Origin of the sequence: Geminicoccus roseus DSM 18922, assembly GCF_000427665.1 — a bacterium.
In the GTDB taxonomy this organism is placed as follows: Bacteria; Pseudomonadota; Alphaproteobacteria; order Geminicoccales; family Geminicoccaceae; genus Geminicoccus; species Geminicoccus roseus.
The window spans coordinates 431,004-448,202 of record NZ_KE386572.1; the positions used below are offsets into that span (position 1 = coordinate 431,004).

At 70.8% G+C, this 17,199-nt stretch carries 15 protein-coding genes; 9 read left to right on the forward strand and 6 right to left on the reverse strand.

Translation table 11 applies throughout. The features are described 5' to 3' along the window. The first annotated feature begins 160 nt into the window (after positions 1 to 160). The 9 genes from nadA to GEMRO_RS0103455 all read left to right on the forward strand — a co-directional run bounded on the left by nadA (position 161) and on the right by GEMRO_RS0103455 (position 9,753). Entirely contained in the window at positions 161 to 1,150 is a 990-nt protein-coding gene (gene nadA / locus GEMRO_RS0103415; RefSeq protein ID WP_051328640.1) for a quinolinate synthase NadA, read from the forward strand. 4 nt (positions 1,151 to 1,154) lie between these two features. After that, a complete protein-coding gene (locus tag GEMRO_RS27320) occupies positions 1,155 to 2,618 on the forward strand; it encodes an L-aspartate oxidase (RefSeq protein ID WP_035484673.1) in 1,464 nt (487 codons plus the stop codon). Between the two features lie 47 nt (positions 2,619 to 2,665). Further along, positions 2,666 to 3,508 (forward strand): carboxylating nicotinate-nucleotide diphosphorylase, encoded by an 843-nt coding sequence (gene nadC, locus GEMRO_RS0103425; RefSeq protein WP_027132893.1) that lies wholly within the window; start codon positions 2,666 to 2,668, stop codon positions 3,506 to 3,508. Between the two features lie 109 nt (positions 3,509 to 3,617). Beyond that, positions 3,618 to 4,265, forward strand: coding sequence for a cupin domain-containing protein (locus GEMRO_RS27325; protein WP_157505437.1), 648 nt, complete (start codon positions 3,618 to 3,620; stop codon positions 4,263 to 4,265). A gap of 20 nt (positions 4,266 to 4,285) precedes the next feature. After that, entirely contained in the window at positions 4,286 to 5,326 is a 1,041-nt protein-coding gene (locus GEMRO_RS0103435) for an ABC transporter substrate-binding protein (protein WP_027132894.1), read from the forward strand. A gap of 65 nt (positions 5,327 to 5,391) precedes the next feature. After that, positions 5,392 to 6,564, forward strand: a complete 1,173-nt coding sequence (locus tag GEMRO_RS27330) for an ABC transporter permease (protein ID WP_051328642.1) — start codon at positions 5,392 to 5,394, stop codon at positions 6,562 to 6,564. Further along, positions 6,561 to 7,364, forward strand: a complete 804-nt coding sequence (locus GEMRO_RS27335) for an ABC transporter permease (RefSeq protein WP_051328643.1) — start codon at positions 6,561 to 6,563, stop codon at positions 7,362 to 7,364. The genes GEMRO_RS27330 and GEMRO_RS27335 overlap by 4 nt, the downstream gene beginning before the upstream one ends. Beyond that, entirely contained in the window at positions 7,361 to 8,677 is a 1,317-nt protein-coding gene (locus GEMRO_RS27340) for an NAD(P)/FAD-dependent oxidoreductase (protein ID WP_035484675.1), read from the forward strand. Before GEMRO_RS27335 ends, GEMRO_RS27340 begins: the two co-directional genes overlap by 4 nt. Continuing rightward, positions 8,674 to 9,753: an ABC transporter ATP-binding protein gene (locus GEMRO_RS0103455; RefSeq protein ID WP_027132895.1), complete on the forward strand. Its 1,080-nt coding sequence runs from the start codon at positions 8,674 to 8,676 to the stop codon at positions 9,751 to 9,753. Before GEMRO_RS27340 ends, GEMRO_RS0103455 begins: the two co-directional genes overlap by 4 nt. Before the next feature lie 73 nt (positions 9,754 to 9,826). Here the strand turns inward: GEMRO_RS0103455 and ggt are convergent, their stop codons facing one another. The 6 genes from ggt to GEMRO_RS0103485 all read right to left on the reverse strand — a co-directional run bounded on the left by ggt (position 9,827) and on the right by GEMRO_RS0103485 (position 16,975). Beyond that, positions 9,827 to 11,413: a gamma-glutamyltransferase gene (gene ggt / locus GEMRO_RS0103460; RefSeq protein WP_027132896.1), complete on the reverse strand. Its 1,587-nt coding sequence runs from the start codon at positions 11,411 to 11,413 to the stop codon at positions 9,827 to 9,829. A gap of 79 nt (positions 11,414 to 11,492) precedes the next feature. After that, a complete protein-coding gene (locus GEMRO_RS0103465) occupies positions 11,493 to 12,500 on the reverse strand; it encodes an ABC transporter ATP-binding protein (protein WP_027132897.1) in 1,008 nt (335 codons plus the stop codon). Continuing rightward, a complete protein-coding gene (locus GEMRO_RS0103470; RefSeq protein WP_051328644.1) occupies positions 12,497 to 13,492 on the reverse strand; it encodes an ABC transporter ATP-binding protein in 996 nt (331 codons plus the stop codon). The genes GEMRO_RS0103465 and GEMRO_RS0103470 overlap by 4 nt, the downstream gene beginning before the upstream one ends. A gap of 5 nt (positions 13,493 to 13,497) precedes the next feature. Then, positions 13,498 to 14,424, reverse strand: coding sequence for an ABC transporter permease (locus GEMRO_RS27345; RefSeq protein WP_035484676.1), 927 nt, complete (start codon positions 14,422 to 14,424; stop codon positions 13,498 to 13,500). Next, positions 14,424 to 15,371, reverse strand: coding sequence for an ABC transporter permease (locus GEMRO_RS0103480; protein WP_027132899.1), 948 nt, complete (start codon positions 15,369 to 15,371; stop codon positions 14,424 to 14,426). The genes GEMRO_RS27345 and GEMRO_RS0103480 overlap by 1 nt, the downstream gene beginning before the upstream one ends. Beyond that, a complete protein-coding gene (locus tag GEMRO_RS0103485; protein ID WP_027132900.1) occupies positions 15,371 to 16,975 on the reverse strand; it encodes an ABC transporter substrate-binding protein in 1,605 nt (534 codons plus the stop codon). The genes GEMRO_RS0103480 and GEMRO_RS0103485 overlap by 1 nt, the downstream gene beginning before the upstream one ends. Positions 16,976 to 17,199 lie beyond the last annotated feature (224 nt).

Sequence of the window (17,199 nt, forward strand, 5' to 3'; positions counted from 1 at the left end):
GTGCAGCCTTGTCGCGGAAACGTCATCGAGCGGCTTGACAGCCTTATGCTCAGTTCTAGCATAAGCCCCGACTTTCCCGCGGGCAGGGCCCGCAGCTCTGGCCCCAACATATGCTCAAAATGAGCATAAATCGCCCCTCGGGCGGCATGAAGGTGAAGCGATGCTGGCTTCGACGCAGGGTAAAGCAACCGGCCTGGACGCCGTGTACGAGCGGGTGCGCCATGTCATCCCGTCCTTCGAGTGGCCGGCCTTCGCGCCGGAGATCGAGGCGATCCTGCGCCTGAAGAAGGAGCGCGACGCCGTGATCCTGGCGCACAACTACCAGACGCCCGAGATCTTTCACGGCGTCGCCGACATCACCGGCGACAGCCTGGCGCTCGCCCGCGAGGCGATGCGGGTCGATGCCGGGGTGATCGTGCTGGCCGGGGTGCACTTCATGGCGGAGACCGCCAAGCTCCTGAACCCCACGCGCACCGTGCTGATCCCGGACCTGCGCGCCGGCTGCTCCCTGGCCGAATCGGTCACCGCCGCCGACGTGCGTGCGCTCAAGGCGAAGCACCCGGGTGTGCCGGTGGTCACCTACGTGAACACCTCGGCGGAGGTGAAGGCCGAATCCGACATCTGCTGCACCTCGGGCAATGCCAGGCGGGTGGTCGAGAGCCTGGGCGTGCCGCGGGTGATCTTCATCCCCGACGCCCATCTGGCCCGCAACGTCGCCGCCGAGACCGGCGTGGAGATGATCATCTGGGAGGGTGCCTGCGAGGTCCACGAGCGCTTCACCGCCCGCGACATCGAGCGGATCCGCTTCGGCCACGAGGGCGTCACCGTGGTGGCGCACCCCGAATGCCCGCGCGACGTGGTGCAGGCCGCCGACTTCGCCGGCTCCACCGCCGACATGGTGAACTTCGTGCGCGACCGCCGGCCGAAGAAGGTGGCGCTGATCACCGAATGCTCGATGAGCGACAACGTCGCCGTGGCCTTCCCCGAGGTGGAGTTCGTCCGGCCCTGCAATCTCTGCCCGCACATGAAGCGGATCACGCTTGGGAAGATCCGCCATGCGCTGGAGACCATGACCCACGAGGTGACGATCGACCCGGCCGTCTCGCAGCGCGCCCGCCGCGCCATCGAGCGCATGCTGGAGGTCCGCTGAGGCGATGGCCAGCCACGACCCGGTCCTGGTGGTGGGCGGCGGGATCGCCGGCCTGGCCACCGCCCTCCATCTGGCTCCCCTCCCGGTCCTGCTGCTGACCGCGGGAAGCCCCGGCCAGGGTGCTGCCACCGCGCTGGCCCAGGGCGGGATTGCTGCTGCGATCGGCGCCGACGACGAGCCGCGCCTGCACGCCGCCGACACGCTCGCGGCCGGCGCTGGGCTGGTCGACCCGCTGGTGGCGCACCGCGTCGCCGCGGCGGCCCCCGGCGCCATCGCCGACCTGGTCCGCTGGGGCGTCGCCTTCGACCAAGATGAACAGGGCCGCCCGGCCCTGGGCCTGGAGGCGGCGCACCAGCGGCGGCGGATCCTGCATGCCGGGGGCGACGCCACCGGCCGGGTGGTGCTGGCGGCAATGCTGGCGCAGGCGTCCCGCACCCCCTCGATCGAGATCCGCACCCACGCCCAGGCCACCGATCTGCTGCGCGACGCGCATGGCCGGGTCTGCGGAGTCCGGGTGGTCCAAGACGGCCAGGCCACCGACCTTGCCGGCCGGGCCGTGGTGCTGGCGACCGGCGGGATCGGCGGCCTGTTCGCCACCACCACCAATCCCTTGAGCGCCATCGGCGGCGGCCTGGCCATGGCCGCGCGGATCGGCGCGGTGATGCGCGACCTGGAGTTCGTGCAGTTCCATCCCACCGCCATGCTGCTGGGCCTGGACCCGGCCCCCTTGGCGTCCGAGGCGATCCGCGGCGAGGGCGCCTGGCTGGTGGACGAGGCTGGCCGGCGCTTCATGGCCGACCTGCCCGGTGCCGAGCTGGCGCCGCGCGACGTGGTGGCCCGCGCCATCGCGACGGAGATCGCGCGCGGCCACCGCACTTTCCTGGACGCCCGCTATGCCCTGGGCACCCGCTTCGCCCAGCGCTTCCCTGAAGCCGCCGCCGCCTGCCGCCGGGCCGGCATTGACCCCGCCACCGACCCGATCCCGGTGATGCCCGCCGCGCATTACCACATGGGCGGCATCGCCGTGGATGCCGCCGGCCGCTCCTCCGTGCCCGGCCTGTGGGCGGTGGGCGAGGTGGCGGCGACCGGCCTGCACGGCGCCAACCGGCTGGCCAGCAACTCGCTGCTGGAGGGCCTGGCCTGCGGACGCTGGGCGGCACGGGACATTGCCGGCCTGGAGGCCGTACTGGCGAGGCCGGAGCCTCCCAAAGACCCGACACCGCTGTCCCCGCCCTCCCCCGCCCTGGTGGCGGAGCTGCGCTGGCTGATGACCCGGCAGGTCGGCGTGGTGCGCGACGCGGCCGGGCTTGCCGACGCCGTCGCCCGCCTGGGGGCCTGCGGCGACCGTTCCGGCCGGGCGCTGGTCTGCCGGATGATCGCCGAGGCAGCCCTGGCCCGTGCGCAAAGCGTCGGCAGCCATCATCGCCAGGACCTGGCCGGGGCGGAGCGCCTGCCTGCGGCCGCCTGACCCTCCCTCGCCTCCCAAAGGCCTTCGTCTCCCAGAGGAGAGACCGCATGCTCGACACCCTGCCGGCCATCCTGGTCGAGCCCATCATCCGCGCCGCCCTGCTGGAGGATCTCGGCCGGGCCGGCGACATCACCACCATGGCGGTGGTGCCGGCCGAGGCGCCGATGCGCTGCCGCCTGGCCGCCCGCCAGCCCGGGCGCCTGGCCGGAATCGAGGTGGCCGCCCAGACCTTCCGGCTGCTCGATCCGTCGATCCGGATCGAGACCCTGCGCAGCGATGGCGATGCGGTCGCCGCCGGCGACGCGGTCCTGGAGCTGTCGGGCCGGGCGCGCTCGATCCTGACCGGCGAGCGCACCGCCCTGAACCTGGCCTCGCGCCTGTCCGGGATCGCCACCGCCACCGCCGCCATGGTCGAGGCGGCTAGGCCGCACCCGGCCAGGATCACCTGCACCCGCAAGACCACGCCCGGCCTGCGCGCCCTGGAGAAGCAGGCGGTCCGCGCCGGCGGCGGCGTCAACCACCGCTTCGGCCTGGATGACGCGATCCTGATCAAGGACAACCACATCGCGATCGCCGGCGGGATCATGACCGCCATTGAGAGGGCCAAAGCGGCCGCGGGCCACCTGGTCAAGATCGAGGTCGAGGTCGACACGCTGGACCAGCTCCGCGAGGCGATGCAGGTCGGAGTCGATGCCGTCCTCCTGGACAACATGGACCCGGCCACGCTTGCCGAGGCGGTCCGCATCGTCGCCGGCCGGGCGGTGACCGAGGCGTCCGGCCGGGTCAACGCGCAGACCGTGGGCGCGATCGCCGCGTCTGGCGTGGACCTGATCTCGGTCGGCTGGCTGACCCACAGCGCGCCGATCCTGGACCTGGGCCTCGACGTCTAGGGCCGGGCCCACCGGCTCTCCGTCACCGCCCTGTTTCAATTCTGTTGAAAATCTGCCGCATTCCACCCAGGTTGGCCCGGTCCGGACGGGGGGACATGTGGACGCTGCGGTGAAGAACGAGGCGACGCCGGAACCGGTGCTGAAGGTCGGCCCGCGCCTGCGCGCCCTGCGCAAGGGCCAGGGCATGTCGCTGGCGGCGCTCTCCGGCCGGGCCGACCTGTCGATCGGGATGCTGTCCCAGATCGAGCGCGGCCTGTCCAATCCCTCGCTCGCCTCGTTGTCGCGGATCGCCCGGGCGCTGGGCGTGCCGGCGGTCGAGCTGTTCGATGCCCGCCAGGACGAGGCCGCCGGCGATCCGGCGCCGGTGGTCCAGCGCGGCCGCAGGCGCCCGCCTTTGGTGTTCGAGCGGTTCGGGCTCACCAAGGAGATCGTCTCGCCGGTACGCTCGCCGCGCCTGCGGATGATCCTGGTCACCCTCGCGGCCGGCGGCCGTTCCAGCGATGGCCCCTATGTCCATGAGGGCGAGGAAGGTGGCCTGGTGCTGGAGGGCGCCCTGGAGCTCCAGGTGGCCGGCCGGATCCACCGGCTGGCAGCCGGCGATTCGTTCCAGTTCGACAGCTCGCAGCCGCACTGCTTCCGCAACATCCATGACGGGATCACCCGGGCGCTCTGGGCGATCTCGGCGGCGCCGGCGCAGGCGGCCGCATCCGCAACAACCGCAAGAACCAGGGCCCGGCCGTCGCCCGGGCACCGCTGAAGGGGGGACAACAGATGTCGATGCAAACAAGGAGCCTGATCGCCGGGCTGGGCCTTCTGGCGACCGCGGCGCTGCCGGGCCAGGCGGATGCCCGCGACTTCACCGTCGCGTCCTGGGGCGGCAACTACCAGGACGCCCAGCGCGACGTGTACTTCACCCCGTTCGCCGAGCAGCAGGGCGGCATCCGGGTGCTGGAGGAGACCTATCTGGGCGGCCTCGCCCAGATCAAGGCGATGGTCGAGACCGGCAACGTCACCTGGGACGTGCTGATGATCGAGCGCAGCGACCTGATCGTCGGCTGCGACGAGGGCCTGCTGGAGGAGCTGGACTGGGACGCCGTCGGCGGCGAGGACAAGCTGGTGGAGCAGGCGGTCCATCCCTGCGGCGCCGGCAACGTCGTGGTCTCGACCGGCTTCGCCTACGACCCGGCGCGGGTGACCGACGCGCCCAAGGACTATGCCGACTTCTGGAACGTCGAGAAATGGCCGGGCAAGCGCGGCCTGCGCGGGATCCCGAAGAGCACGCTGGAGCTGGCCCTGATCGCCGACGGCGTGCCGCTCGACCAGGTCTACGAGGTGCTGGGCACGCCCGAGGGCCTGGACCGGGCGTTCGCCAAGATGGACGAGCTGAAGCCGCACATCCAGTTCTGGGAGGCCGGCGCCCAGCCGGTGGAATGGCTGGCGGCGGGCGACGTGGTGATGAGCACCGCCTATAACGGCCGGATCGCGCTCGCCCGCGAGGAGGGCCGCGACCTGGCCTTCGTCTGGAACGACCACACCTACAGCATGGATTCCTGGGCGATCGTGGCCGACACGCCGAACAAGGAACTCGCCATGGAGTTCATCAAGTTCGCCAACACCGCGGAGCCGCAGACGGAGTTCCCGACCCGCATCCCCTATGGGCCGACCAACAAGGAAGCGATCGAGCGGCTGGATCCGGCCAAGAGCGAGATGCTGCCGGCCGGCGACAACATGGAGAGCGCGCTGTTCATCGACGAGCAGTTCTGGGCCGACAATGTCGACCGGATCACCGAGCGCTGGAACGCCTGGATCGCGCAGTGATCCGGCCGGGGCGGGGCTTCGGCCCCGCCCCGATCATCGTACAAGTGGACTGAGACGGAGCCCGGATGTCCCGCGCGTCGCACCTCGTCGTCACCCTGCTCCTGGTGGTGCTGCCGGTCGCCTACCTGGCGTTCCTCTATCTGGTGCCGCTGGGCAGCGTGGCGGTGCTGAGCGTCGACAACTCGGCGATCCATGACAGCCTGCCGGCCACGGCGGCGGCGATGGACGAGGCGGGCCCCGCCAGCGACGCCGCCGCCGCGGCGCTGGCGCAGGACCTCAAGGCCGCCGACCGGCGCAGCCTGGGCGAGCTGGCGCGGCTGCTCAACCTGGACGCCCCTGGCCTGCGCAGCCTGCTGATCAAGACCAGCCGCGCCCTGGACGACATCGAGGTCACGGGCCTGGCCGACCTGCGCGCCATCGACCCGAAATGGGACGAGCCGGTCTTCTGGCAGGCCCTGGCCGAGAACGCCGCCCCCCTCACCCTGCGCCACTACGCCACCGCGATCGGCCTGGACCGCGATCCGGCCGGCGGCTGGCAGTTCGACCCGAACGGTGCGGTCTACCTGCACATCCTCCTGCGCACCTTCTGGATCAGCCTGCAGGTCGCGGTGATCGCCTGCCTGGTGGCATATCCCCTGGCCTATGCCATCGCCAACGGCCAGCCCTGGCTGCGGGCGGCGCTTTTGGGTGCCGTGCTGCTCAGCTTCTGGATGTCGATCCTGGTGCGCAGCACCGCCTGGGTGGTGCTGCTGCAGCGCGAGGGGCTGATCAACGAGGCGCTGATGGCGCTGGGCCTGGTACGGGAGCCGGTACAGCTGATCTTCAACCGCCTGGGCACCCTTTTGGCCATGGTCCATGTCCTGCTGCCGTTCGCGGTGCTGCCCCTGCTCAACAACATGCGGCAGATTCCCGCCCAGCAGCGCGACGCCGCCCGCTCGCTGGGGGCCGGGCCGGTCGAGACGTTCCTGCGGGTCTACCTGCCGCAGACCACCCGCGGCATCCTGGTGGGAGCGGGCACCGTGTTCATCCTGTCGCTGGGCTTCTACATCACCCCGGCCCTGGTCGGCAGCCCGGGCGACCAGCTCCTGTCCTACTACATCGCCGACTTCATGCTGAAGCAGCTCAACTGGGGCATGGCCTCGACCCTGAGCGTGGTGCTGCTGGCGTCCGTGCTGCTGGGCCTGGCCGTGGCTGGCCTGGCGCGCCTGGCCTGGGGTGGCCGGGGGAAGCCGGCATGATCGGGCGGATCCTGCACGCCGTCCTGGTCACCGGCGCGGTGCTGTTCCTGCTGGCGCCGATCCTGGCGGTGATCCCGCTGGCCTTCAACAGCGGCTCGTTCCTGAGCTATCCGCTGGACGGGCTGTCGCTGCGCTGGTTCGCGGTGCTGCTGGAGACGCCGCCCTGGATGATGGCGCTGGGCAACAGCGTGAAGATCGCGCTCGGCGCCATGGCGATCTCGCTGCTGCTGGGCGGGCTCGCCGCGGTGGGCCTCCATGCCGTGCCCGCCGCATGGCGGATCGTGGTGGGCGCCCTGTTCGTGTCGCCGCTGGTGGTGCCCTCGGTGGTGCTGGCCGTCGGCCTGTTCTTCCTGTTCGCCCGGGCGGGCCTGGCCGGCCACCCGCTCTCGATCATGCTGGCCCATGCCCTGCTGGGCTTCCCCCTGGTGTTCGTCTCGGTGGCCTCCACCCTGCGCGGCATCGACCCGAACCTGGAGATGGCCGCCCAGTCCATGGGCGCCTCGCGCTGGTACCGGTTCTGGGCGGTCACCTTCCCCCTGGCGCTGCCGGGCTTCTGGACCGGGGCGATCTTCGCGTTCATGACCTCGTTCGACGAGGTCATCATCGCGCTGTTCCTTTCCAGCCCGGAAAGCACCACCCTGCCGGTCGTCCTGTTCGGCAGCCTGCGCGACAAGCTGCAGCCGACCATCGTCGCCGTGGCGGTCGTGCTGACCTTCACCTCCGCCCTGTTCCTGGCCGCCCTTGGCTGGCTGGGACGGCCGCGCCGGGCGGCCCCCTTGAATGCAACGGAAACGCGATGAGCCTGTTCGCCGACGGTTTCACCGAGACCCCCTACTGGTGGGCGGACGCGCCGCCGCGCGCCGGGCTGCCGTCATCCGCGCTTGGCGACACCGACTGCCTGATCGTGGGCTCCGGCCTGGCCGGTTTGAACGCGGCGATCACCCTGGCGCAGGCCGGGGTCGCGGTGACCGTGATCGACCGCGGCCTGATCGGCGAGGGTGCGAGCACCCGCAACGGCGGCCAGCTGAGCGGCGGCTCCAAGCAGTCGCGGCAGGCCCTGGTCCGCCGCTTCGGCGAGACGCGCGCCGCCGAGATCGCCGCCGACTTCCAGGCGGTGGTCCCGTTCATCACCGACCGGATCAGGCGCTTGGGGATCGCCTGCCACCTGGAGGAGCGCGGCATCTTCGTGGGCGCGCATACCAGCGCCGATTATCGCGCCTTCGAGGCCGAGCACGCCGCCGCCCCGCCGGAGGAGCAGGCCCGCAACCGGCTGGTGCCGCGCGACCAGGTCCGCACCGAGCTCGCCACCTCCATCTATGCCGGCGGCTATGTCTATGGCGCCGCCGGCCAACTCCACCCCGGGCTCTACCATGCCGGGCTGCGCGCAGCAGCGGAGCGTCTCGGCGTGAAGCTGGTCTCCCAGGCCGAGTTCCACGGCGTGGAGCGCAAGGGCGACCGCTTCACCGCCAGGGTCAACGACGGCGCCATCGACTGCCGGCGAATCATGGTGATGACCAACGGCTACAGCGGTGCCGCCACGCCCTGGATCCAGCACCGGCTGATCCCGGTCCGCAGCTACATCATCGCCACCGAGGAACTGCCGAACGTCGCCGAATTGATCCCGGGCGGGCGGCCCTTGGCCGACACCAAGCGGATCCTCTACTACTACCGCAACTCCCCCGACCGCCGCCGCATCCTGTTCGGCGGCCGCGCCAGCTTCCAGGACGTCGACGCGCGCACCAGCGCCGTCACGCTCCACCAGTTCCTGACCGGGGTGTTCCCGCAGCTGGCCAAGGTCCGGCTGACCCATGCCTGGTACGGCAACGTCGCCTTCGCCTTCGACTGGCTGCCCCATTTCGGCCAGCATGACGGCGTCTATTTCGCCTGCGGCTGCAACGGCAGCGGCGTGCCGATGCTGAGCTATCTGGGCGACCGCGCCGCCCGCTCGATGCTGGCGGACGGCAAGGAGATGGGCGGGCTCGGCAGCGTGCCGTTCCCGACCATGCCGGGCTATCGCGGCCGGCCCTGGTTCCTGCCGCTGGTCGGCACCGCCTATCGCTGGACCGACCGCCTGCGCCGCCGCCTCGACCGCCATCCGGAGGCAAGGCCATGACCAGCCACGACCGGCTGCTGCTGCAGGGCTTGAGCAAGCATTACGGCCGCCACCAGGTCCTGCGCGACGTTTCGCTGGAGATCGAGCGCGGCTGCTTTCTGACCCTTCTGGGCCCCTCCGGCTCCGGCAAGACCACCCTGCTCAAGGTGCTGGCCGGCTTCGAGCGCTGCTCTGCCGGCCGACTCCTCTTGGGCGCCACCGACATCACCCGGCTGCCGGCCGAGCGGCGCACCTTCGGGCTGGTGTTCCAGGGCTACGCCCTGTTCCCGCACATGACCGTGGCCGGCAACGTCGCCTTCCCGCTCAAGGTCCGCCGCTGGTCGCGCCAGCGGATCAAGGACCGGGTCCAGGAGATGCTGGACATGGTGCAGCTGGGGCACCTGGCGCAGCGCCGCCCGGCCGAACTGTCCGGCGGCCAGCAGCAGCGGGTGGCGCTGGCCCGGGCGCTCGCGTTCGAGCCGGACCTTTTGCTGCTGGACGAGCCGATGAGCGCGCTGGACCGCAAGCTGCGCGGCGACCTGCAGACCGAACTGCGCCGCATCCACCGCCAGCTCGGCACGACCTTCATCTACGTGACCCACGACCAGGACGAGGCGATGACCATGTCCGACCGGGTCGCCGTGATGGACCACGGCCAGCTGATGCAGGTGGGTGCCCCGGACGATCTGTACGAGCGGCCGGACAACCGCTTCGTCGCCTCGTTCCTGGGCCGCAGCAACTTCCTGCCGGTGGAGCGGATGCGGCGCGCCGAGGGTGGCGCGGAACTGGAGATCGGCGGTGCGGCCTGCCGCTTTGCCGGGCCGCTGCCGGACCGGCAGGACGGCCTGGCGCTGATGCTTCGCCCGGAAAACTTGGTCCTGGCCGCCGAGCCCCCGGCTCCCGGCTGGAACGAGCTGCCCGGCCGCGTCCTGGTGCGCACCTATTTCGGCGACCGCACCTTGTGCGAGGTGGAGGTGCCAGGCGTGGGGCCGGTGTCCGCCTATGCCCCGCCGCGTGCCCTGGCCGGCCTGGCCGAGGGCGATCCGGTGCGCCTGCACTGGCGGGCGGAGGACGGGGCGCTGCTCCCCGCCACCTAGAGCGATCGGGGCCTTGCCGCCAGGAAAGGCTCAGGCAGCTGGCGGAAGCCGCCTGAGCGCGCGCTTGCTCCCCTCAGAAGCCCGCGGCCATCCCGTCCTTGCGCGGGTCGGAGCCACCCCACAGGGTGCCGGTCGACCGGTCGATCCAGATCGCCTGGGCGCCGCCGATCGGCGAGCTGGCGACCTCGACCCGGTGACCCATCGCGGAAAGCCGCTCCCGGGTCGCCCCGTCCACCGTCGGCTCCACCTCCAGCACGCCGTCGAACGAGAAGCTGCGCGGCGCGTCGATCGCCGCCTGCACGTCCATGCCGCGGTCGAGCATGCCGGAGAGCAGCGCCGCTTGGCCGGCCGCCTGGTAGTGGCCGCCCATCACCCCGAACGGCATCACCGTCTGGCCGTCCTTGCGCAGCATGCCCGGAATGATCGTGTGCATCGGCCGCTTCATCGGCCCGATCGCATTGGGATGCCCCTCGGTCAGCCGGAACGACGCGCCGCGGCTGTGCAGGAGCACGCCGGTGCCCGGGTCGTGCCGGGTCGAGCCGAAGCTGTGGAAGATCGAGTTGATGAACGAGATCGCGTTGCCGTCCTGGTCGACCACGCAGAGATAGATGGTGTCCTGGTGCTCGGGCTCCGTCCAGAGCGTCGCCGGCTTCGCCTGCTCGCGGGAGAGCCGCTTTTGCAGGCTGGCGGTAGTCTCCGCCGACAGGAGCGTCTCCACCGGATGCGGCAGGTGCGCCGGGTCGGCGATCAGGTGGTCGCGATGGTGGTAGGCGAGCTTGGCCGCCTCGGCATGCAGGTGGATGCGCTCGGCCAGGCTGAGCCCTTCCGGCAGCTCGAAGCCGGCCAGGATGTTCAGGATCATCAGGGCCGCCACGCCCTGGCCGTTCGGCGGGCACTCGAGCACCTCGTAGCCGCGATACCCGGTCGAGATCGGGGTCACGTAGATAGCGCTGTCCTGCCCGGCGGCGAAGTCGTCCAGCGTGTGCAGCCCACCAAGCGCCTGGAGCCGCGCCACCAGCGATTCGGCGACCGCCCCGGTATAGAAGGCACTGGCACCGTGTTGCGCGATCTCGCGCAGCCGCGCCCCCAGCTTGGGCTGGGCGTGCATCGCCCCCATCGCCGGCGCCTCGCCGTCGACCAGATACGCTTTCGCCGAGCCCTCGTCCTGCGCCAGGAGGGGGGCTGCGGCCTGCCAGTCGTGGAACACGCGCGGGCTGATCGGATAGCCGTTCTCGGCATAACCGATCGCGTCCTGGAACAGCCGGTCGAGCGGCAGGCTGCCATGGTCGCCGTGCAGCTTCATCCAGGCCGAGACCGCACCCGGCACCGTCACCGCATGCGGGCTGGTCTGGCCGATCTCACTCAAGCCCAGGTCGCGCAGCCGCGCGGCGCTGGCCGCCGCCGGGGCCCGGCCGCTGCCGTTGATCGCGACCACCTCGCCGCCGGCCGGCGCATAGAGCGCGAAGCAGTCGCCGCCGATCCCGGTCATGTGCGGTTCCACCACGCACTGCACCGCGACCGCCGCCAGCGCCGCGTCCACCGCGTTGCCGCCGTCGTGCAGCACGGCCAGGCCCGCCGCGGTCGCCAGTGGATGCGAGGTCGCGATGGCGGCGTTGGGCGCGAGCACCGGGCTGCGGCCGGGGCGGAACAGGTCTCTCATGCAGCTCATCCTTTGGCAGCGCAGCGAAGCGGGCCGGTGCTGGCCCGGTCTTGGGAAATGCCGTGCAACGGGCGCTCGATCAATGCGGCGCACCGGCCGGCAGGCGCTCGATCAGCGGGTGGAGGCAGGCGAACGCCCGGCTCGGGCTCCAGTTCGCCAGGACGGGATCCTGCACCCGGCAATCCGCCTTTGCCAGCGCGCAGCGTCCGGCGAACCGGCAGCCGGGCGGCAGGTCGATCGGGCTTGGCACCTCGCCCGGCAACGGCTCGGCGATCGGCTGGAAGAACTGCGGCGAGGCGTTGAGGAGCGCACGGGTATAGGGATGGGCCGGGGCTTTGAGCACCTCGCGGGTGGCCCCCGTCTCCACGATCCGGCCGAGATACATCACCGCGATCCGGTCGCACAGATAGGACGCCACGCCCAGGTCGTGGGTGATGAACATCAGGCTGAGGCCCATCTCCCGCTGCAGGCCGCGCAGCAGTTCCAGGAGCTGGGCCTGGGTGGACACGTCCAGGCCGGAGACCGCCTCATCCGCCACCAGCACCGCCGGCTGCGAGGCCAGGGCGCGGGCGATCGCCACCCGGCGCACCTGCCCGCCGGACAGCGCGCTGGTGTAGCGGTCCATCATCTCCGGCGGCAGCCCGACCCGCTCCAGGAGCGCCGCCACCCGAGCCGAGCGCTCGTGCGGCGCGCACAGGCCATGATGGTCCAGTGGCTCGGCCACCAGATTCAGGATGTTCATGCGCGGGTTCAAGGAAGCGCGGGCATCCTGGTAGATCATCGCCACCTCGCGGTGGAAGCGCACCTTGTCGGCACCCTCCAGCGCGCCGATCTCCTTGTTGCGGAACAGCGCGCGCCCGTCGGTCGGGCGGGTCAGCCCGAGCAGCACGCGCAGGAGCGTGGTCTTGCCGGAACCGCTCTCCCCCACCAGCGCCAGGCTCTCGCCGGCATGCAGCGCCAGCCGCACCCCGTCCAGGGCCGCCAGGCGCCGGTGCGCGCCGGCCCGGAACAGCGTGCCGGGACCGCGCCCGACATCGTAGGCCTTCTCCACGTCGAGAAGGCGGAACAGCTCGGGACGTTCGGTCATGCGGGGTTCCAGCAGGCGAGCCGCCGTCCGTCCACCACCTTCAAAGGCGGCTTCTCGGCGGCGCAGCGGTCCAGGGCGCGGGCGCAGCGGGGCGCGAACCGGCAGCCGGGCCGTCCGGCGGCGAACGACGGCGCGCCGCCGGGCAGCGGGCGCAGCTCCTCGCTGTCGAGTTCCAGCACGCAGGCCTTGAGCCCCTGGGTGTAGGGATGCATCGGCCGGCGCAGCACCACCTCGCTGGGCCCCGCCTCCACCACCTGGCCGCCATAGAGCACCACGATCTCGTCGCAAGCCTGGCTGGCCAGCGCCAGGTCGTGCAGCACGAAGATGCAGCTGGCCTTGCGCCTGCGGGTCTCGTCCAGGATCAGCCGGATGATCTGGGCCTGGATGGTGACGTCCAGGGCGCTGGTCGGCTCGTCGGCCAGGAGCAGGTCGGGGTTGGACGAGAGGGCGATCGCGATCATCACCCGCTGCTGCATCCCGCCCGAGAGCTGGTGCGGGTAGGCGTCCAGCCGCCGCTCCGCGTCGTTCAGCCCGACGCTTAGCAGCAGCTCGACCGCCCGGGCGTGCGCCGCCGCCTTGTCCATGCCGAGCAGGCGCCGGAGCGGCGTGGTGAGCTGGCTGCCGATCGTGAAGCAGGGGTTGAGCGCCGAGGAGGCGTCCTGGAAGATCATCGCGATCCGCTGGCCGCGCAGCCGGCGCCAGTCCTTCTCCGACAGGGAAACCAGGTCCTCCGACCCGTCCAGCAGGACCCGCCCCTCCAGCCCGACCTCCGGCCGGCGCAAAAGCCCGATCAGGGCAAGAGCGATGGTGGACTTGCCCGCCCCGGATTCGCCGACCAGGCCCAGGGTCGCGCCGGAGCGCAGGGTGAAGGCGACCTCGTCCAGGATCAGCCGGTCGCCCCGGCTGAGCGAGAGCTGGTCCACGCAAAGCAGCGGCGGCTGCTCCACGGCCGGCGCTGGAGCGGGGGCCGGGGGCGCCAGTACGGTGGCCATGGCACTCATCCCTGCTTGCGGAGTTTCGGGTCGAACTGCTCGCGCACCCCGTCGCCGACCACGCTCAGCGCGATCAGCAGGATCGCCAGGGCCGAGCCGGGCACGCCAGCGATCCAGGGGGCGAAGCTCACGAAGCTGCGCCCCTCGGCGATCATCAGCCCCCAGTCGGGCGTGGGCGGCGCCACGCCGATGCCCAGGAAGGACAGCCCCGACGACACCAGGATCGCGTAGCTGATCCGGATGGTCGCCTGGACCGCCAGCGGGAACACCACGTTCGGCAGGATGTGCCGCCAGATCACCGCCATCCGCCGCACGCCCATCAGCCCGGCCGCCTCGACGAAGGCCTGGGCCTTCACCTGGAGCACGTCGGCGCGGACCGTGCGCGCGAACGGCCCGATCAGGGCCACGCCCACCGCCAGGATCACCTTGTCGACCCCCTGGCCCAGGATCGCGATGAACGCGATCGCCATGATCAGGGAGGGCAGCGCCAGGACCGCATCGATCAGCCGCATCAGCAGCCATTCGACCGCACCCCCGGAAAGGCCGGCGGCAAGCCCCACCACCAGCCCGCCCCCCGCCCCGATCAGCACCGAGAAGAAGCCGATCATCAGCGCGTAGCGGGCGCCGTGGATCGTGCGCGACAGGAGGTCCTGGCCGAAGGAATCGGTGCCCAGCCAATGCGCCGTGTTGGGCGGCGCCATGAAGTGCATCGGGTCCTGCGCGGTGGGCGGATAGGGCGCCACCCACGGAGCGAACAGGGCGGCCAGCAGGTAGGCGGCCACCACCAGCGCTGCCAGGAGGAAGAACGGGTTGTGCCAGGCATGGGCGGCAAGCCCCGCCAGGCGCGAGCGCCTGCCCGGCAGCGGCATTGCGGAAGGAGCCTTGCCCCGCGGGCCGGCGGCCGGGGAGGCGGAGGTCAGGTTCAGCGCCATCAGCGGGGCCTCAGCCTCGGATCGAGATAGGGATAGGCCAGGTCCACCAGCAGGTTGGTCACCACGAACAGGCAGGCGGTCATCATCACGCCTGCCTGCACCACGCCGTACTCGCGGTTCAGCACGGCGCTGGTCAGCATCTGGCCGATGCCCGGCAGGGAGTACACCGTCTCGGTCAGGACCGCGCCCTGCAGGAGGGCTCCCAGCTGCAGGCCCAGGATGGTGACCAGCGGCATCAGCACGTTGCGCAGGCCATGGACCCAGACCACCCGCCAGGAGGGCTCGCCGCGGGCGCGCGCCGCGGCGATGTAGGGCTGCTCCAGCACCTCGATCAGGTTGGCGCGCACCAGCCGCACGATCATCGCCATGAAATAGACGCTGAGCGTGACCGCCGGCAGGGTCATGTGGACGATGCCCTGCCAGAGGTCCTCCCAGGGGGCGACGAACCCCATGGTCGGGAACAGGCCGAGCGTCACCCCGAAGAACCAGATCAGCAGGATGCCCAGGTAAAAGCTGGGGAACGAGGTGGCGGTCAGGGAGAACACCGCGGACAGCGCGTCCCACACGCCGTCCTTGCGGGTCGCCGAAAGGACGCCCAGCGGCACCCCCACCAGGATCGCCAGCACCAGGGCGGAGGCCGCCAGCGTCAGCGTGACCGGCAGCGCCTCCAGGAAGGCGTACTGGAAGATCGGGACCCGCCCGATATAGGAGATCCCCCAGTCGCCCTGCACGAAGTCGCCGAGCCAGCGGCCGTACTGCTCCAGGACCGGCCGGTCGAGGCCGAGCTCGCGGCTGAGCGAGACATGCGCCTCCGGGGAGTACTCGCTGCCCAGCATGATCTCCACCGGGTCGCCCGGCGCCAGCTTCAGAAGACCGAAGCTGGCGGCCGAGACGATCAGGAGCACCATCAGGGTCTGGCCGACCCTGGCGATGGCGGCCCAGGCCATCAGGCCAGGCTCACCGTGTGCAGGTCGAGGCTGTCCGCCGGCGCGTATTGGAAGCCCTGGACCTTCTGGTTGAAGATCTTGAACACCGGCATGTGCGAGACGAGGCCGATCGGCGCCTCGTCCATCAGGATGTCGCAGGCCTCGTCATAGAGCGCCTTGCGCTGGACCGGGTCCAGCACGACCTGCGCCTGCTCGACCAGCTCGTCGAAGCGCGGGTTCGACCATTTGTTGAAGTTCCAGGCGCCCTGGCTGTGCCACTCGGGGAAGATCGTCTCGTCGGGGTCGAGGTCGGCCCACCAGTTGGCCTCGAACAGCTCGAAGTCCCCGGCATTGCGCCGCGACACCCAGGCGGCGCGCTCGATCAGCTCGATCTTGGCGTTGATGCCGATCTCGGCCAGCATCGGCAGCACGGTCTGCGCCAGGCGGGTGCCGTAGGTGCCGTCCTCGGTCACCATGAAGGTCGGCTCGATCACGTCCTGGACCTTGGCCTTGGCCCGGAACTCCTTGGCCTTGGCGAGATCGAAGCGCTGGCCCCGGCCGGAACTCGCGATGTCCTTGTCGTAGAAGTCCGACATCGGCGGGGAGATCGGGGTGTAGGCGGGAATGCCCTGGCCGAAGAACGCCTGGCGGATGATCGCCTCGCGGTCCAGGCAGTAGGCCACCGCCTTGCGCAGGTTGATGTCGTCGAACGGCGGCTTGGCGCAGTTCATCGCCACGAAGACGTAGTTGCCCTCGATCTCGCCATGCACCTTCAGGTTCGGTGCTGCCTTGAGCTGCTCCACGAACTGCACCGGCGAATCGCTCAGGCCGTCGACCTGGCCGGACATGATCGCCGCGATCGCCGAGGACGCCTCGCCCATCAGGTAGATCGTTGCGCCGTCGAGCTTGGGCAGGCCCGCCTCGAAATAGTCCGGGTTCTTTTCCAGCACGATCGAATCGTTCTCGCGCCAGCTCACGAACCGGAACGGGCCGGTGCCGACCGGATTACGCCCGAAATCCTTGCCGTATTTGTCGACCGCGGCCGGCGACACCATGGTGCCGGCGCGCCCGGTGCTGCCGGTGAACGCCACCGGCAGGAAGGCGTAAGGCTTTTTGAAGACCAGCCGGATCTCGTAGGGGCCGACCACCTCGATCCGGTCCAGCTCCTTGTACTTCCAGGCATGGGGCGAGGCCGGCTCGCCATAGGCTACCCGCTCGACGTTCCACTTCACCACTTCCGCGTCGAACGGGGTGCCGTCGTGGAACACCACGCCCTCGCGCAGCTTGAAGACGTGGATCTTGTCGTCGACGATCTCCCAGCTTTCCGCCAGGTCCGGCACGAAGCTGACCCGCTCGCCGTCATAGTCGATCTTGAGCAGGCCGTTATAGATGTTGTTGTGGACCCGGACCGCACCCAGGAAGGCGGTGAAGTGCGGGTCGAGCGTGTCGACATGGTCGACCCAGGCGAGCTTGATGTGCCCGCCTTCCTGTGCCTGCGCCGGCGCCGGCTTGATCAGGCCGCCCGCGACGGCCATGGCGGCGCCGGCGCCGATCCCCTTGAGGAGGTCGCGACGCCTGAAATCCCGCAGCAGCCTGTTCGCGAGAACCGCCTTGCAATCCACCATGTCGCCACCTTCCGCTGGGTGCCTTGGGAGGGCCGGATCCGAAAACAGCGCAGCGCCGCTTGAGGGCATGAGAAGCATTGGGAAAGTGCGGCGGCTGCCCGGTCCGGCGGGTCGGCCCTGGTGCAGCAAGCCCCGTGCCAGCCGTGAAGCGCGCCGCTGGCGCGCCAGGAAGGCCGCCCAGGCTCCGCCCTGGCCATGGGGGAGGCAGTCGGCGGGCAGGATGC

What these genes read in the sequence shown, in the direction of transcription:
- nadA (WP_051328640.1), top strand. Translation starts at nt 161, where the DNA reads ATGCTGGCTTCGACGCAGGGTAAAGCAACCGGCCTGGACGCCGTGTAC.
- GEMRO_RS27320 (WP_035484673.1), top strand. Translation starts at nt 1,155, where the DNA reads ATGGCCAGCCACGACCCGGTCCTGGTGGTGGGCGGCGGGATCGCCGGC.
- nadC (WP_027132893.1), top strand. Translation starts at nt 2,666, where the DNA reads ATGCTCGACACCCTGCCGGCCATCCTGGTCGAGCCCATCATCCGCGCC.
- GEMRO_RS0103435 (WP_027132894.1), top strand. Translation starts at nt 4,286, where the DNA reads ATGCAAACAAGGAGCCTGATCGCCGGGCTGGGCCTTCTGGCGACCGCG.
- GEMRO_RS27330 (WP_051328642.1), top strand. Translation starts at nt 5,392, where the DNA reads ATGTCCCGCGCGTCGCACCTCGTCGTCACCCTGCTCCTGGTGGTGCTG.
- GEMRO_RS27335 (WP_051328643.1), top strand. Translation starts at nt 6,561, where the DNA reads ATGATCGGGCGGATCCTGCACGCCGTCCTGGTCACCGGCGCGGTGCTG.
- GEMRO_RS27340 (WP_035484675.1), top strand. Translation starts at nt 7,361, where the DNA reads ATGAGCCTGTTCGCCGACGGTTTCACCGAGACCCCCTACTGGTGGGCG.
- GEMRO_RS0103455 (WP_027132895.1), top strand. Translation starts at nt 8,674, where the DNA reads ATGACCAGCCACGACCGGCTGCTGCTGCAGGGCTTGAGCAAGCATTAC.
- ggt (WP_027132896.1), bottom strand. Translation starts at nt 11,413, where the DNA reads ATGAGAGACCTGTTCCGCCCCGGCCGCAGCCCGGTGCTCGCGCCCAAC.
- GEMRO_RS0103465 (WP_027132897.1), bottom strand. Translation starts at nt 12,500, where the DNA reads ATGACCGAACGTCCCGAGCTGTTCCGCCTTCTCGACGTGGAGAAGGCC.
- GEMRO_RS0103470 (WP_051328644.1), bottom strand. Translation starts at nt 13,492, where the DNA reads ATGGCCACCGTACTGGCGCCCCCGGCCCCCGCTCCAGCGCCGGCCGTG.
- GEMRO_RS27345 (WP_035484676.1), bottom strand. Translation starts at nt 14,424, where the DNA reads ATGGCGCTGAACCTGACCTCCGCCTCCCCGGCCGCCGGCCCGCGGGGC.
- GEMRO_RS0103480 (WP_027132899.1), bottom strand. Translation starts at nt 15,371, where the DNA reads ATGGCCTGGGCCGCCATCGCCAGGGTCGGCCAGACCCTGATGGTGCTC.
- GEMRO_RS0103485 (WP_027132900.1), bottom strand. Translation starts at nt 16,975, where the DNA reads ATGGTGGATTGCAAGGCGGTTCTCGCGAACAGGCTGCTGCGGGATTTC.